This window comes from Microcoleus sp. B7-D4, from assembly GCF_036705125.1.
GTDB lineage: Bacteria > Cyanobacteriota > Cyanobacteriia > Cyanobacteriales > Microcoleaceae > Microcoleus.
The window spans coordinates 35,646-50,663 of record NZ_JAUBTT010000039.1 but is presented as its reverse complement, the minus strand read 5'-3'; the positions used below and the strand labels follow the sequence as shown (position 1 = coordinate 50,663).

Below are 15,018 nucleotides of genomic sequence, written 5' to 3'. Positions count from 1 at the left end.
GATAAACTGCGGATTTCTGAAGATAAAATGACAAAAATATTGGTAGCATTTTTTCGTTGCACTCCTATTTTCGCGCGTAAGGGCTAATTAGTAATTGGTAACGGCCAATTGGTAATTGATACGAGTTTAAAACACTAGATATCAATTTTGTTGTGATTCATCTGCAGGCGATGGGGGCCAAGGCGCCACAGCACCCAAAGCAGATTTGCGGCCTAATTGCTGTTGCCGAATTCGCTCCAAATTTCCCGCCGGAATAGAAGCTATGAGTTGCCGCGTGTAAGCTTGCTGCGGTTGGCGGTAAATGCGCTCGGCAGTGCCAATTTCCTCGATTTTACCTTTGTTCATGACGATCGCGCGATCGCTCATAAACTTGACCACGCTCAAATCGTGAGAAATAAAAATATAAGTCAGTCCAAACTCTGTTTGCAACTCCTTCAGCAAATTTAAAACTTGCGCCTGCACCGACACATCTAATGCCGAAACCGACTCATCGCAAATAATAAACTTAGGATTCAAAGCCAAAGCTCTAGCAATACAAATTCGCTGCCGCTGTCCGCCCGAAAACTCGTGAGGGTAGCGCCGCATAAAATCGGGATTTAAACCCACTCTATCCAACAAATAAGCAGCGCGATCGCGCTGTTCTTTCTGGTTCTTACCAAAGCGGTGAATCACCATCGGTTCCATCACCGCATCCCCAACATTCAGGCGCGGATCGAGAGAACTAAAAGGGTCTTGAAAAATAATTTGCAGATCCCGCCGCAGCCATCGCAATTTGCGATCGTACTCTTTTTTCATCCGATAATTAGCCATCCACTGCGATGCCGAACTACTTTTCGCAGGAGGCGTAATTTCTTGACCTTCAAAAAACACTTTACCGCTGGCGATCGGAATTAATTGCAGCAAAGCCCTCGCCAAAGTAGATTTGCCGCAGCCAGACTCACCCACCAAACCCAAAGTCTCGCCAGGGTAAACCTCAAAAGAAATATCGTTGACCGCCATAAATAAGCGTTTAGTTTCGCCAAACATTCCCTGCACCGGAAAACCGACTCGCAAGTTATCAACAGCTAGCAAAGGCTCGGAAATATTCGGCAGCCGAGGCGGTTTTCCTGTTGCAAAAGCGGGATTTCCCCCGCTGTTGTCGCCGTCTAAATCGGCATTTTTCTCGACAATTACTAATTCGCCGCTAGCATTTGTGGTGACATCCATAAAATCGGAAACTGTCGGCAAGCGGCGCCTTTGCCGATCGAGAGTTGGGCGGCAAGCTAACAGACCTTTTGTGTAAGGATGTTGGGGATTGCTGAAAATTTGTTCGATCGCACCGCACTCAACAATCTTGCCTCGGTACATCACCGCCACCGTATCGCCAATTTCAGCAATGACGCCCAAATCGTGGGTAATAAAAATCATTGCCATGCCTCTAGAGTCGCGCAACTCCCGCAGCAAAGCTAAGATTGTTGCCTGCACGGTTACGTCCAAAGCCGTGGTAGGTTCATCAGCAATTAATAAAGTTGGATTGCAAGAAATGGCCATTGCAATCATCACGCGCTGGATTTGACCGCCTGAGAGTTCGTGGGGATAGCGATCGAGCATAGCTTGTTTTTGGCCGTTGACGAGCTGCATCAAATCGCGATCGTCCTCCCGAACCGCTTCTTGCCGCAAAGCCAAACACCGCTGCCTGAGCTCATCGTCGCCCGGTAGCAGCTTCACCTCTTGCAGCAGAGAAGCAGCTTGGCGCCGCGCTTCTGTCTGCGACACCTGTTGGTGCAAACAAATGGCTTCTGTGAGTTGAAATCCGATCGTATAAACGGGATTTAGCGAACTCATCGGCTCTTGAAAAATCGTTGCAATCTGGCTGCCGCGGTATGTTTGTTTTTCCCTGTCCGGCATTTCCAGCAGATTCACAGGCCCCTTGCTAGCGCTGTCTTTTGTCGGAGAAAACCAAATTTCGCCATCGATTTTCGTTGACGAACTCGACAGCAAACCCATCACAGCCAGGGATGTTACCGATTTTCCCGACCCCGACTCTCCCACGATGCCCAGAGTTTGCCCTCGCTTGACCTCAAAGGAAATGCCGTCAACCGCTTTGACGGTTGCAGACGCATCGCCTGCGTCCGCAGATTGAAATTGAACCCGCAGGTTGCGAACTTCTAGAACGGTTTCACTCATGGAGGTCTATGGCAGTTAAATGGAGATTAAGTGGATTGTAGCAGGGCCTGTGGAAGGCAGAAGGCACGGGGAAAGTTTTAAGATTGCTTCGATCCTCGCGAAGCGTGGCAATCTGAAAACTCAGGGCTAGTTATAGATAGCGGCTCTCAATCAGGTGAGGTACTCGCCGGCTTTCTTACCAATTCCCCAATCGAAAATCGAAAATCGAAAATCCCAATCAGTACCTGACTCAATAATTGACAATTGCGATAAGTGCCTTCTGCCTGCAATTTTCCTCAAAAACCGATGATTTGAGTGTCAGCAGGCAGTGCAGTGGCCTCGGAGACCTTTTTAAACACGGTTGCCTGCTCGTTTAAGGAATTAGGTCTGGCCTGTCCGGGATTAGTGCCTTGCAACTGAAGCCGCATTTGACCTTCGGGAGTCAATTCAAAAACAGTCTGAACGGTTTCTGTGCTGCTGAGGCCGACATCAATGTGCATCGGTTTTTCACCGAGATTAACTTTGTACCTCATTTCTTTGGCGCGGGCGGCTCCGTCGGGGCCTTTCGCCATGAGAAACAATTTGCCTTCTGGGGCAAAGACGAAGGTGAAAGACTGACCGGAGGCGACTGTGCCTTGCCATTGGCCTAGGAGTTGCTGGTCGATGCTGCTAGCGGCCGGGGCTGCTGTTTCTTGGGCAATTATTGGTGCTGCTGCGGATGCGGGGCCGTGTGAAGCGGTGAAGCTGGCGAGGATGCCGAAGCAAAGGCCACCTGCGATCGCTTTACCAATCATTTTTGAATTAGACATGAGACCGATCTAAAAATTGGTTATTTGTTTTGTACACTGTAGCGGTAAAACCGTACTTTATTTAGTTTAAATCCCTTTTAAGGATAGATATAGGTTGCGGTTCCAACCTGCAACGCAGTTGTCATCCCCCGACTAAAGCTTTTCCTGAGCTTGTTGAAGCGTCACGGGGCTTTCAGTTTTTTTTATTGTAAAATCCAATACAAATTCGGCTTAAGCTGCACAGTTCGCTGTTCTGAGTAGATTGTTCTTCACTCAAAACAGCTAATTGACTATTGCGTTCGATCGCACTCCCAGATAGTTTGGCAAATCGATCGCATTAATAGTCTTTCATTAATTTTTTTCAGTATCGGGTTCGACTTGTTCTGTCGGAGATTCCGGCGCGGCTTCCTGTGGATTTCGCGATCGTTTCATTCGCTCCAATGCCTCTGCGTAAGACCAAGCCATGCTCACAATAAAAGCTTTCGCCATGCCGGACAAATTTTGTGCATCCTCGCTTTCAGGCGCTTCAGCTTTTTGGTTGCCGTCGTTCATCATGTTTTTGTTTTCTCCCGGGCAGGTTTTTCTAGCGATTTTTTGCAGTGTGCGATCGATACCCAAAAATTATGATTTTGCTTGCACCCGCACCCTACTTATCTTTGAGGGTATGACCTTGATTACCACAAATAATATCATAAATACGCTGATTCGATGACCGGATCAGAAAGAAACCTTAACTTCGCTGGTTGCCCGCAGCACTGACTCTTGCTGGAAAGTGCGCTTGTAAATTTCGATAATTTCATGAATAGCTTGATTCTTGGCCGGACTACTTTCATAAATTAAAATAACTATTTTAGAGTTTTCTCTAATCAGAATTCCAGAACTGTTGAGAAACTGCCCGGAGCCCTCTAATACGGTTAGCCCTTCCCGAAAGCGAGGGGTAATAACCGCCTTGACAAACTCCTGCCATTCGGATTCAGAAATGGTCTCGCCTCCAGGTTTTGTTAAGCCAAAATACAGTTCATCTTTGAGGAGATTTGTTTGCTTGGCATTAGTATCCGAAGTTTCGGGAATTTGAGCGTGGGCAATTGTGGCCGGACAAACAGGCAGGATGAACAGCAGGCCGGTCAAGCAAAGACTGTTAAGATGTTTATTCATCAGGAATTACGCGGAACTTCTATATTGTGGGCCGTTGTTTCTAGCGTGCCCTTGAAATGCTGATAGAGAATAAGCTGTTGGGCATCTAAATTGTATTTTTTGGGCGGGCGAGACGCCCACCCCACAAGACTTTTCTTAAATTTGACTCTACAATTTAAATGCACTTCAGCTTACTGCAATATCTCAGTTTTAACCACCGAGTCTGATCAACGGGTTTTTAACGCAAATTTGATTTAATTTAACATAAAAGACTTCCAACTCAAAAACCCAGTTTCACCTGAGAAACTGGGTTTTTGAGCGTCTGTTCTAGTTTATTTATGATCGCCTACTTGATTGCGTCTGTCGTATTAAGCTGCTACGCATCTAAATTGAATACAGAGACGGGCAGGATGCCCGTCCCACAATAATTGTAGAAAAATTGACTGTCAAATTAGATGCACAGCAGCTTAACTAGCTCAACCTATTTTAAACGTCAAACTTTTCAGGTGTTCAGAAACCCGGAAGGGCGAGAACTCTTGGCTGCGCCCTTAAAGCAATCAGGTTTCTCAGTGTTATATTTTTTTAGGTGGAGCTAGTTATCCTTTAATTCGCGGACACTTCTCTTAGCAGTGTCTTGGTACATCTCCCCCATTTCTTTCACGGCTGCTCCTGCCTCTTGCCCAATCTTCTGAACTCGTTCGCCCGGAGAGTCTGAGGTTTCGCGAGCTTCTTGCCTCCATTCCCGTGTTGTTTGGGGTCTTTCAGGATTGTTTAGATCAGCCTTTGAGCTGGCTTGCGCGCCAAAACCTTTGTTACTGCTTCCGGAATCAACATTTGTTGTTAGCAGCAGAAAACCGACTAGGACAACACTCAAAAAACTCTTGATTTGAAAGCCCTTAAGCAGGGAACTGATGCGAGCAATGGCTGTGGAAATCAAATTCATCTGGGTCATACTCCCTAAGTTTATTGGTGATATTTTTGAACATTTTTTCATCTAATAGACTGGCTCCAAAATCAGCAGCTAACGCGAGGGGAAGCCAATTTAGCTTCAACTTGCTATTAACCAGATAAATAGAGTTATAGGTTAGCGATTAAATCTGGTAAACACGCCACCTATGTGTCAGCCAATTAGTTTTTTCACACATGATTATCACGTTAACAGCAGCCAAAGAGTTCTACCTCTAACTAAAGTCATAACTTAGTTAGAAGTAAAAACAATATTTTTCAGCACAGGGTTAGAGAATTTTTAATCAATCATGCTCTGCAGCGCAAATTCTTATTGCAAGCGATCGCCCGTTTTCACGTCAAACCAGTGCAGCAACTGAGGCGGAAAAACCAGCTCTACAATTTCAGAATTCCAGTGGCGGTCATTTGGCAGCAAAGCCCGCACCGTTACTGACTCCACACCTTTAACTCGGACGCTAACTAAATTTTGCATCCCCAAGTTTTCCACTAAAAAAACCTCACCTTTAATTGCCTCTGGGGCCGACATATTGCCGGCCTCTACATCTGCAAAGCCGACGTGTTCCGGGCGAATTCCCAACACAATTTCTGGCGGCACAGTAGGTATATTTGGGAGTGGAACTCGAAAATCCCCCAACACAGCAAAATTGCCCTGGCATTTAAGCACTAGCAAATTCATTTGCGGGCTGCCCACAAAACCGGCTACAAACTGATTTGCCGGACGAGTATAAATTAAGTGTGGCGGATCTAGCTGCTGGACGCTGCCGCTGTTGAGAACTGCGACTTTTGTAGAAAGCGTCATTGCTTCGGTTTGGTCGTGAGTGACGTAAACTACAGGAGCTTTTTGAGAGGAAAACAATTGTTTGAGTTCAGCCCTAACTTTTTCTCGTAATAATGCGTCGAGATTGCTCAAAGGTTCGTCGAGCAAAAATACTTCCGGTTGGCGCACTAATGCGCGGCCAAGGGCGACTCGCTGCCGCTGTCCGCCTGATAGTTTTCCTGGTTTGCGATCGATTAATTCTGTCAATCCGAGGGATGTTGCAACTTCTGTCACTAACCGATTGATTTCGCTGGAGGAGATTTTGCGAAGTTTGAGGCTCGATGCCATATTCTCGTATACTGTCATGTGCGGATACAGCGCGTAACTTTGAAAAACCATTGCAATATCGCGATCGCCCGGTCTGAGATAAGTGACATCGCGATCGCCAATTCTAATCTCGCCTCTAGTCGGCTGTTCCAACCCTGCAATTAAGCGCAGCGTCGTAGATTTGCCACACCCTGACGGCCCCAACAAAGTCAGAAATTCCCCTTCGCTGACATCCAAACTAATGTCTTTCACGGGAACAACTTTAGGGCTGTAGGTTTTATTGAGGTTTTTGAGTTGCAATTTTGCCATGATTTTTAAAGTGTTGACTGTTGACTGTTGACTGTTGATTGTTGACTGTTGACTGTTGACTGTTGATTGTTGACTGTTGATTGTTTACTCGTTACCAGGCTCTGCTTGGTCACGCATATCCGGAGGCTCTGCCTCCAATTTTCCTGTTTAAAAAGCGAGGCAGAGCCTCTAGATATCGGTTCCCAGGCAGAGCCTAGGAACGAGTTCTAAACTATCCTTTTACCGCCCCGGCTGTTAAACCCTGAACAATGCGCCGCTGGAACACCAAAACCAGCAAAACCAAGGGCAAAGTTCCCAAAACGGTAGCTGCGGCGATCGGCCCGTAAGGAATCTCAAATACTGACACCCCGCTGAGTTGAGCCGTGGCAACGGGGATTGTTTTTAGAGATTCGCGAGTCATAAATGTTAGTGCAAATATAAACTCGTTCCAAGCTGAAATAAATGTCAAAATTCCCGTTGTGACTAAAGCTGGAAATGTCATCGGTAGCACGATTTGCCACAGCATTTGAAAAGTGTTGTATCCGTCAACTTTAGCCGCATCTTCCAAATCTTTTGGCAACTGTTGAAAGAAACTCCGCATCACCAAAATTGTCAGCGGCAGATTGATCGCTGTGTAAGGAATAATTAATGCTAAATAATTATTGCCTAAATCCAAAGCTTTGACAATTTCCAGCAGTCCCAAAAATAGCAGCACCGCCGGAAATAGGGTTACAATCGTCACACTTGCCAGGATGATTCTCTCGCTCCACAGCCGCAACCGGGCTAAAGCGTAAGCTGCGGGAGCGCCTACTGCTAAACACAGCAATGTTGAAGTAATGGAAACAAAAGCGCTATTTAATATGTAAAGTGCAAACGGGCGACGCTGGAACAGCGACAGGTAATGCTCGAAAGTAATTCGTTTGGGAATGTAGACGTTGGGAATCGCTGAAATATCTGCATTTACTTTGAATGAAGTTAGCACTTGCCAGATAATGGGTGCGAGAAAATATGCGACGATTAATATCGCTGAGATTGCCAAGATTAATTGCCGGATGTCAAAGGTTTTTTTGGTGGGTTGTTCGCGGGCGATCGACATAATTTATACCAATTAAAGGAACGTGCTAAGTTGTTCTGCATTTAGATTTAACTTTCTGGGCGGGCTTTCCTGGACACCCCACAAGAGTTTCAAGAAATAGGATTGTGCGGCGAGAAACCGGGTTTCTATGAGTTTTGTGAACAGTCACGAGAAATTTACGAAGAAACCCGGTTTCTGGGCTCTGTGTGCGATCGCAAACTAACTTAACCAGTACCAATCTAAAATCTAAAATCCCAAATCTAAAATTGACTGGCGCGGGCTCTCGATAACAGGTAAGCGGCGATCGCAACTGCTGCCACTAACAGCAAAAAAGTACACACCACCAAAGCAGCCCCATACCCAAAGTCTAAATACCTCATTACCGTGCTGTAAATGTAGATAGAAACCGTCTCAGTTGCCCCCGCCGGCCCCCCTCCCGTCATCACCTGAATCAAGTCAAAAATGCCGAAAGCTTGGGCAAATCGAAACAGCATAGCAATCACAATTTGGGGCATCAACAGGGGCACAGTAACTTGACGGAAACTCTGCCAGCTACTAGCGCCGTCAATCGCGTGTGCTTCGTATAAATCACCGGGAATCGATTGCAATCCCGCTAGCAAAAGCAAGCTGACAAAGGGCGTAGTTTTCCACACATCCGCTGTAATCACTGCCATCATTGCCAAAGTCGGATCTCCCAGCCAGCTAATGCTATTTTGAATCAATCCCAAACGCATCAAAACATCGTTAATTACGCCGTATTGATCGTTAAAAATCCACGCCCAAGCTACTCCCATCAATGCAGTCGGCAGCGCCCAAGGTAGCAGGGAGATTGTGCGAACAATGCCGCGCCCTGCGAAGGATTGATTTAAGACTAAGGCAATTCCCATACCGAGAATTAATTCCAGCACAACAGAGGCGACAGTAAATACTGTGGTGTTGCCTAAAGTTTGCCAGAAACGCCCGTCACCTAACATTCGACTGTAGTTAGCAAAACCGGAAAAAACCAGTTTTAATTCTGTACCGAGGTTTTGGGTGAATAAACTCAGCCAAAAAGCGCGCAATATTGGGTAAGCAAATACTAGCATCAGAATTATCAAAGCTGGTGCTACTAATATCCACCCGGTTTTTTGTTCGCGCTGTCGCATCTTGTCTAATTGCATATTTCTCACCTTTAATTTATTTTGGGGCGGGCTAGAAGCCCACCCCCTACTCCTCACAATTGAATTATTTTTTTGTGGAACAGGCATCTTACCTGTTCCTAACTCTTTGTGGAACAGGCATCTTGCCTGTTTCTAACTCTTTGTGGAACAGGCATCTTGCCTGTTCCTAACTCTTTGTGGAACAGGCATCTTGCCTGTTTCTAACTCTTTGTGGAACAGGCATCTTGCCTGTTTCTGACAGAGGCAAGATGTCAAATTTACGAAGCTTTGGGTTGTTTTAAACTGCCTAATAAATTGCGAGTTTCGCTAGCGGCAGCTTTCATTGCTTGTTCTGCACTCATTCTCCCGGTAAAAGCTGAACTCAAATAACGCTGCAAAATATCAGAAGCTTGAGCGTATTGTGCCAGGGGCGGGCGCAAAGCTGATCGTTCCACTACTTTTAGCAGTTGCGGGTAGTGGGGATATTTGGCGACTATTTCTTTGTTGGTAAATAGGGATTTGTAACTGGGAACTAAACCGGTTTGTATAATAAATTTGCGCTGGGTTTCCTCGCTGGTAAGGTATTTAATTGCTTTCCACGCTTGTTCTGGATGTTTTGAGGTTTTGGCAATTCCCCAGCCCCAGCCGCCCAAGCAGGAACCGCCTGTTTGGCCGATACTGCTGAGCATTGGCTCGATCGCAATTTTGCCTCTAACATTCGATCCTTCGGCATTTGCCAGCTTCCAAACATAGGGCCAGTTTCGCAAAAACAGCGCTTTGCCATTTTGAAACAACAGCCGGGTTTCTTCTTCGCCGTAGGTGGTGACACCCGGAGGAGAAATGCCAGAGGCGATCGTATTTTTGAGAAATTCCACTGCTTTAATTGCTTCTGGTTTATCTAAGCCAACTTCAAAAGTTTGCGGGTTAGCCCAAAAGCCGCCGAAACCGGAGAGCACTTCAACAAACATCGCAGATACTCCCTCGTATTGTTTACCTTGCCACAGATAACCCCAAGTTGCTTTTCCCTGTTTTTGCAAGTTTTGAGAGATTTTTACCATCTCTTCAAAAGTTTTCGGGGCTGGAATCCCCGCTTGTTCTAAAATGTCTTTGCGGTAATAAAGCATTCCGGCATCGGAAGCGTGGGGAATTCGGTAAAGTTTGCCCCGATAGCGCCCGCCTTCGACGTTACCTTGGATGAATTTTGATAGTTGTTCGGGGGGAATTCTGTCTGTCAAATCGCTTACCCAACCTGCGGCTGCAAATTTGGGAACCCAGACAATATCCATGTTGATGATGTCGTAGGGCGATTCGCCTAAAAGAAAGGCAGATGTGTAAAGATTTTCTATGAGGTTGCTGTCAAAAGGCCCTTCTATGAGGTTGATGCGAATGTCGGGGTTTTTCTGTTCAAATTCTTTGACAAAGGGTTTCCAGTTAACAAGGTCTTGACCTTGCATTAACATGGTAATCACGACTGGCTGTTGAGTCAGTGCCGGCAGAATAAATAAAAGTAAGACTGTCGCTAATGTGACAGCGAATAAGGCTAAAAGACGGGGACGCTTCTGGCTTCGTTGCTGCGGGGAATTTATTTTTTGCATTTGTTTTTGAGAAATGGCGGTGCGATCGCCTTCTTTCTCTCATAACTCGCTTTCTTTTGTTTCGCTGGATTTACCGAGTTTGTGCAATAAAAGTTTAAGTAAACTTTAGCTTACTTAATAATCCTTGAGTGAAGAATGCAAATTTTGATTAAACTGATTAGATGGCGAGTTAAATCAACATCTATCTACAGATAGATATTAAACCTATTACAAAAATCATCAACTATCTTGAGATTATCTGCGTTTATCTGTGTTTATCTGCCTGTAATCTGCGGTTAATCCTTCTATCAAAGATTTATGCAATTCAAGTCTATTGAGAACATTTAAATAAATAATTCTTCCTTCTTCCTTCTTCCTTCTTCCTTCTTCCTTCTATCCTTTACATCCGTTACATCCGTTACATCCGTTACACAATCCGTTGCCGAACTTCTTCCTTCTAAATACAAAAAACACCGCTCCTCAAAACAGGAGAACGGTGTATAGGGGGTGTTATGGGTTGTTGTCTGGGATTAACCTTAACAAATCAGGGTCGGCTGAGGCTATGCCTTGTGATGGTTAAAAAATTGGCACAAACCTGCATTATCACCCATTGATCGATCGACCGCGAGCGATTAGCCCAACCATTCCACAACAGCATCCTGCTTGGTATTGGTGCGCCGTTCTGGGGTTTCGCGGTTGAATTTCAAGTGGATGGCGCGGTTTTGTTCGCCGTCTGCTGCTACTGCAAAAATCGGATAGTCGATTAAGCCGTCTTGGAAAGACATCTGGAAGCGGAAAGTGCCGTCAGCATTGAGTTTAATCGGCTGTCCGCCTACGTAGACGGTAGCGTCGGGTTCGGTGGCGCCGTAGACGATCAGTTCGGCATCAGCAACTAACCAGAACTGGCGGGGGCGCATCGGGGCGGCGAAGCCAACTCCCGACATACCGACACCGGACATACCGAAACCTGACATGGTGAGACCGGACATACCGACACCCGACGCGGTGAGGCCGGACATACCGACACCCGACGCGGTGAGGCCGGACATACCGACACCCGACGCGGTGAGGCCGGACATGGTGGGAGCCGCCCACATTCCGACGCCGGAGGGGAACACGTAGGAACTGAGAGCTTGTTCGTGGATGCCGACTTGCTGGACGGAACCGGCTACGTGCTGCATGGAACCGAAGACAGAACCCGCTACGCGCAGGGCTTCTGCAGATTCTGCCATGCCGAAGATTTGTTCGTAGATGGCGTTGCTGGTGCTGTAACCACCGCCATTGACTGCTTTTGCGAGTTTCTTGGCCGGAGGAACCAGTTCCGCGAAGGTTTTGCCCTGCAATTCTTCTTCCCAGTCGAGGGTGATGAATTGATCTTCAATCCAGTCGCTGGGATAGACGGGAGGAACCCGGACTTCGGCCGATCGAGCTAATACCAGCCAGCGGCCATCTGCACAGCGGTAGCCGATGTCGATCGCGTAGTCCCGATCGCTCACGGGGATTGGCACGTACCATTCCCGCGCCAATTCGTCGCAGGGATATTCTTGAATGCTGTGCGGGCTTTGAATGTCGAGGTTAACATCTGTAACGTCGTAGATCCGCAGGGCGAGTTGCTGTCCTCCTTGGCGACGCAATTCTTCTTTGCGATCGTTGGGAATGTCCCAGTAAGTGTAGGCCCATTCTGGGTCGCGGGGCATTAAAACCACCCGGCTTTCGCCGTAGCCGTTGGGCAAATCTGCTAAACCTTCATCTACAGATGACAAAGAACCGCCGGTTCTATCTTCTTGACCGAGTTCAAACTTTGCTGCTTCCACTGCTTCTTGTGCCTCTAGTTTGCGAGATGGACTGTATGAAAATTTGGTGCGCTGAATTTCTTGAATTGATGCCAGAAGTTGCGATTTCCGCATCCGGCTGTAGCGAGAGACTCCACATTCGCTAGCAACTCTGCGGAGTTGTCGCAAAGTCATCTCTTCTAATGGTGGGCGTTCTTTTGCCATGAGTTTGTTCTCCACTAATTTAGGATGGCGGGTTAGATTTTTCGTTTCAACACAAATGTGTTGACTTTTTGAGTTAGAAACTCTTTTAAATGCAAATATGATCGAGCTTCCAAATCTCTCCAACCTTTGAAGCCTTGATTGTTTTTAGCTTGTCTTTTCCCCAATGCGATCGAGGGTTGTGACTTCTTGGCTTCTGCGCGCACCGTCCGATCTAAATAAAACTTTTCTGTCGATTCTTGATTGACAAGATCGATTTTGTGAGTGCGATCGGTGCTGCTAGCAACGCTGTGCTGGCAGCACACGCGCTATTCGACTCCCAGTGCTGCTTAATCGAAGCATTTCTTTGGGATCGCTTTGTCATGACTTAATGTTGCAGACAAGTTGCGATCGGGTCAAGGGGTCTTTTCCCTCAATTCTGGGTACTTATACGCATTTTCGTGATTTTGGGGATCACTTTGTCAGGGAATCTTGACATTCGGGAGGTTTGGGGGATCGGTGTTGAAGCGAATGTCAGGATTTGATGACCAATGGGATAGGGGGCTTTTGATGGGTTTGGAGGGTGGGGGCGATCCGTATGCAATATCTATATCTTTAGGAATTCGATCGCACTTCCAGCCAACTATTCTCCCGATGCTTTTCTCTCCATCACTTCCTGTCACCAAGGGATTAAATTTTTGTTGGCGCGCTCATACTATATGCTACTATAGCATATAGTAGCAAAGTAAAATCCAAGATAGAAGATACAATGTCTATAGAATTAAAAGAAAAAGAACTCGTGGGTGGAAAACGCAAGCGGGAGTTGATAGCGGTATACATCCCCAAAGAAAAGAAAGTCGCTTTAGAGGCGTGGGCAGCCTCAGAAGAGCGATCGGTTTCTTGGATAGTCGCCAAGCTGATCGATCAAGCACTTTGCTCCCGTCAACAGCAGCAGGAAGGTTTGGACAATGACAACTAACCCACGGGGCTATCTCGAAGATCCTGAAGATGAAATCCAGCGTATGGGGAGTCCTCAAACCGAATCCGTTGTAGCAGGAACCAGAAAAAAAGCAGTTGAACGTTGCTTAGAAGAAGCAAAAGGACGGAAGTTACTCGCCGTTCAACACTTTCAGAAAAACATTTGGCGGCTCTCCTGAACTTGTGGTTATAATTTTATCTAATCAGAGAAGCAAGCTAATACGCGATTCCTGAAATTATTAAAATTAGAAAAGCCATATCCTTGGCGCATTATCAACTTAATTCGATTGTTGATTCCCTCCATAACTCCACTTGTTGTGCGATTAAGAAAGTAGTTGCAAATACCCTCAAAATGATTTTCACTCGTTGATGCAGATTCTCTAAAAAATACTTGTGCATGATTTAGCCATTCTTTAATTTTTGCCTGCCCTTCTTTGACGGTCAAATTAGTCTCATATATTTTTCTAAATTTTTCTTTCATCTCATACGCAATTCTCAAGCATTCTGATTTACCTAGTGCCATCTCTAATTTATCAATCTGAAGAGGATTCAAGTTTATTCGATTACTTAACAATAAATATTTACTTTTCCTATCTGTTATTCCGGCTGCTCTGCGTAATTTATTCAAATCTTTATTAACTACTTTCATCACATGAAAACGATCGATAATAATTTTGGCGTTGGGAAATACTTTTTTGATAACTTTAGGAAACCCTCCCCACATATCAACACTCACTTCCTCAACTTGCTCTCGAACCTCAATTGCTTGTTGCATAAGGACTTCAATGATTTCTTCACAGCGATGAGAATCAATCATCTCAATTAAATTACCTTCGGAAATGTCCCCAACAACAGTCACAAAATTTCCTTGACCTTTCCGCATACTTATTTCGTCGAGACAAATTCGTTTAACCTGTTCCCAATTCGGTTTTTTTTTCTGCTTATTTGTCTGCTCAAATATTCCTTTTATTTCGTCATAACTCAGTCCTTCTTCTCGTCCAATTTGCTCCATGCTCGATTGTTTGACACGCTCATAAATATTTTGTTCGTATCGTTGAGTATGCCGTCTTTTAATGTCCAAAAAATCTACTTTTTCTGTGGGATATCGTTGGCAATTAGGACAGTAAAACTGCCGTCGCGGGACTTTTAAATACACAGGACGACCAAACACTGGCAAATCTCTTACTAAGATTGGTCGATTCTGATGCAATTGTTCGGTATAATTTTGACAGTGATGACAAACCATACTTTCTCCTACAATTCTCAGTCCTAATAAAATTTTTCCATCAATTTGAGTACAACTTTCAACCTTCACTCCAGGCAAGTCTAATATATAATCCAAATAAAAGTCCATGAGAATAAATGTATTGTTTGTTACATTATACACCATAAAGTCAGGAGAGCCCATTTGGCAGTGTATTTTCCCAGGAGGCGAAGATGAAGACTAAAGATACAATTGTTTGGGACTATAAACAGGGTTGGACTTCTCCAGAACTAGAAGTTCCGGCAACAGGTAAAATTGCTATTTTTGTCGATTACCCAGATGACGACTTAAGTATGCCCATCATTGAACCCGAAGTAGAAGAACTTTTGTCAAGTTTAGGCTATGTTGGTGAGGGTCGCTACATTGGAGAAAACGATCGCCTCAAACCCTGCGATACAAAAACTGTCACTTATGTAGAAACATTCTCTATTGAAGAGTTGAGCCATCATCTCAGAATACTGAATCAAACTATCATTCCGAGGGAATGGTTTTATATCTTAAATTCCGAGGGAAATATTATCCATCTTCAAGAGGCGATCGTTCCAGCATAACCGCTCGATTTAAAAATTAGCGATCGCTTGAGAATAGATATATTTGTCTTTGGGAATAT

Annotated in this window: 16 protein-coding genes; 3 read left to right on the top strand and 13 right to left on the bottom strand. The window is 45.4% G+C overall.

The annotated features are described in order from the left end of the window. Positions 1 to 141: 141 nt before the first annotated feature. The 12 genes from QUB12_RS17140 to QUB12_RS17085 all read right to left on the bottom strand — a co-directional run bounded on the left by QUB12_RS17140 (position 142) and on the right by QUB12_RS17085 (position 12,492). Entirely contained in the window at positions 142 to 2,166 is a 2,025-nt protein-coding gene (locus QUB12_RS17140) for an ABC transporter ATP-binding protein (RefSeq protein WP_333307776.1), read from the bottom strand. Positions 2,167 to 2,441: 275 nt separating this feature from the next. After that, positions 2,442 to 2,954 carry a hypothetical protein gene (locus tag QUB12_RS17135; protein ID WP_333142934.1) on the bottom strand — a complete coding sequence of 171 codons (513 nt, stop codon included), beginning with the start codon at positions 2,952 to 2,954 and terminating at the stop codon, positions 2,442 to 2,444. Positions 2,955 to 3,284: 330 nt separating this feature from the next. Then, positions 3,285 to 3,488, bottom strand: coding sequence for a hypothetical protein (locus QUB12_RS17130; RefSeq protein WP_333142935.1), 204 nt, complete (start codon positions 3,486 to 3,488; stop codon positions 3,285 to 3,287). A gap of 162 nt (positions 3,489 to 3,650) precedes the next feature. After that, positions 3,651 to 4,088 carry a DUF3574 domain-containing protein gene (locus QUB12_RS17125; protein WP_333142936.1) on the bottom strand — a complete coding sequence of 146 codons (438 nt, stop codon included), beginning with the start codon at positions 4,086 to 4,088 and terminating at the stop codon, positions 3,651 to 3,653. 571 nt (positions 4,089 to 4,659) lie between these two features. Then, the gene (locus QUB12_RS17120) at positions 4,660 to 5,010 is read right to left on the bottom strand and encodes a hypothetical protein (RefSeq protein ID WP_333300568.1); all 351 of its coding nucleotides are present in this window, start codon (positions 5,008 to 5,010) and stop codon (positions 4,660 to 4,662) included. A gap of 333 nt (positions 5,011 to 5,343) precedes the next feature. Continuing rightward, complete coding sequence (locus tag QUB12_RS17115; RefSeq protein WP_333142938.1) at positions 5,344 to 6,426, bottom strand: ABC transporter ATP-binding protein; 1,083 nt, start codon at positions 6,424 to 6,426, stop codon at positions 5,344 to 5,346. A 211-nt stretch (positions 6,427 to 6,637) separates the two neighbouring features. Beyond that, entirely contained in the window at positions 6,638 to 7,501 is an 864-nt protein-coding gene (locus QUB12_RS17110) for a carbohydrate ABC transporter permease (protein ID WP_333142939.1), read from the bottom strand. Positions 7,502 to 7,740: 239 nt separating this feature from the next. Beyond that, positions 7,741 to 8,640, bottom strand: a complete 900-nt coding sequence (locus QUB12_RS17105; protein WP_333142981.1) for a sugar ABC transporter permease — start codon at positions 8,638 to 8,640, stop codon at positions 7,741 to 7,743. Between the two features lie 257 nt (positions 8,641 to 8,897). Beyond that, positions 8,898 to 10,214 carry an ABC transporter substrate-binding protein gene (locus tag QUB12_RS17100; RefSeq protein WP_333142940.1) on the bottom strand — a complete coding sequence of 439 codons (1,317 nt, stop codon included), beginning with the start codon at positions 10,212 to 10,214 and terminating at the stop codon, positions 8,898 to 8,900. Between the two features lie 323 nt (positions 10,215 to 10,537). Then, positions 10,538 to 10,660, bottom strand: a complete 123-nt coding sequence (locus QUB12_RS17095) for a hypothetical protein (RefSeq protein WP_333142941.1) — start codon at positions 10,658 to 10,660, stop codon at positions 10,538 to 10,540. A gap of 165 nt (positions 10,661 to 10,825) precedes the next feature. Then, positions 10,826 to 12,190 (bottom strand): DUF4912 domain-containing protein, encoded by a 1,365-nt coding sequence (locus QUB12_RS17090; protein ID WP_333142942.1) that lies wholly within the window; start codon positions 12,188 to 12,190, stop codon positions 10,826 to 10,828. Between the two features lie 32 nt (positions 12,191 to 12,222). Continuing rightward, a complete protein-coding gene (locus tag QUB12_RS17085) occupies positions 12,223 to 12,492 on the bottom strand; it encodes a hypothetical protein (RefSeq protein WP_333142943.1) in 270 nt (89 codons plus the stop codon). Positions 12,493 to 12,935: 443 nt separating this feature from the next. Here QUB12_RS17085 and QUB12_RS17080 point away from each other — a divergent pair, with 443 nt between their 5' ends. Together QUB12_RS17080 and QUB12_RS17075 are read left to right on the top strand one after the other, a co-directional pair. Further along, positions 12,936 to 13,145: a ribbon-helix-helix domain-containing protein gene (locus tag QUB12_RS17080; protein WP_333142945.1), complete on the top strand. Its 210-nt coding sequence runs from the start codon at positions 12,936 to 12,938 to the stop codon at positions 13,143 to 13,145. Next, positions 13,135 to 13,323 (top strand): hypothetical protein, encoded by a 189-nt coding sequence (locus QUB12_RS17075; RefSeq protein WP_333142946.1) that lies wholly within the window; start codon positions 13,135 to 13,137, stop codon positions 13,321 to 13,323. The genes QUB12_RS17080 and QUB12_RS17075 overlap by 11 nt, the downstream gene beginning before the upstream one ends. Positions 13,324 to 13,343: 20 nt before the next feature. Here the strand turns inward: QUB12_RS17075 and QUB12_RS17070 are convergent, their stop codons facing one another. Continuing rightward, positions 13,344 to 14,552, bottom strand: a complete 1,209-nt coding sequence (locus QUB12_RS17070) for an ISL3 family transposase (protein ID WP_333142947.1) — start codon at positions 14,550 to 14,552, stop codon at positions 13,344 to 13,346. Positions 14,553 to 14,581: 29 nt separating this feature from the next. Between QUB12_RS17070 and QUB12_RS17065 the strand changes: the two genes are divergently transcribed. Next, entirely contained in the window at positions 14,582 to 14,959 is a 378-nt protein-coding gene (locus QUB12_RS17065) for a hypothetical protein (protein ID WP_333142948.1), read from the top strand. Positions 14,960 to 15,018 lie beyond the last annotated feature (59 nt).

Bases quoted from the DNA above. Each gene is read 5' to 3' on its own strand.
- QUB12_RS17140 (WP_333307776.1), bottom strand. From the start codon at position 2,166: ATGAGTGAAACCGTTCTAGAAGTTCGCAACCTGCGGGTTCAATTTCAA.
- QUB12_RS17135 (WP_333142934.1), bottom strand. From the start codon at position 2,954: ATGTCTAATTCAAAAATGATTGGTAAAGCGATCGCAGGTGGCCTTTGC.
- QUB12_RS17130 (WP_333142935.1), bottom strand. From the start codon at position 3,488: ATGATGAACGACGGCAACCAAAAAGCTGAAGCGCCTGAAAGCGAGGAT.
- QUB12_RS17125 (WP_333142936.1), bottom strand. From the start codon at position 4,088: ATGAATAAACATCTTAACAGTCTTTGCTTGACCGGCCTGCTGTTCATC.
- QUB12_RS17120 (WP_333300568.1), bottom strand. From the start codon at position 5,010: ATGAATTTGATTTCCACAGCCATTGCTCGCATCAGTTCCCTGCTTAAG.
- QUB12_RS17115 (WP_333142938.1), bottom strand. From the start codon at position 6,426: ATGGCAAAATTGCAACTCAAAAACCTCAATAAAACCTACAGCCCTAAA.
- QUB12_RS17110 (WP_333142939.1), bottom strand. From the start codon at position 7,501: ATGTCGATCGCCCGCGAACAACCCACCAAAAAAACCTTTGACATCCGG.
- QUB12_RS17105 (WP_333142981.1), bottom strand. From the start codon at position 8,640: ATGCAATTAGACAAGATGCGACAGCGCGAACAAAAAACCGGGTGGATA.
- QUB12_RS17100 (WP_333142940.1), bottom strand. From the start codon at position 10,214: ATGCAAAAAATAAATTCCCCGCAGCAACGAAGCCAGAAGCGTCCCCGT.
- QUB12_RS17090 (WP_333142942.1), bottom strand. From the start codon at position 12,190: ATGGCAAAAGAACGCCCACCATTAGAAGAGATGACTTTGCGACAACTC.
- QUB12_RS17080 (WP_333142945.1), top strand. From the start codon at position 12,936: ATGTCTATAGAATTAAAAGAAAAAGAACTCGTGGGTGGAAAACGCAAG.
- QUB12_RS17075 (WP_333142946.1), top strand. From the start codon at position 13,135: ATGACAACTAACCCACGGGGCTATCTCGAAGATCCTGAAGATGAAATC.
- QUB12_RS17070 (WP_333142947.1), bottom strand. From the start codon at position 14,552: ATGGGCTCTCCTGACTTTATGGTGTATAATGTAACAAACAATACATTT.
- QUB12_RS17065 (WP_333142948.1), top strand. From the start codon at position 14,582: ATGAAGACTAAAGATACAATTGTTTGGGACTATAAACAGGGTTGGACT.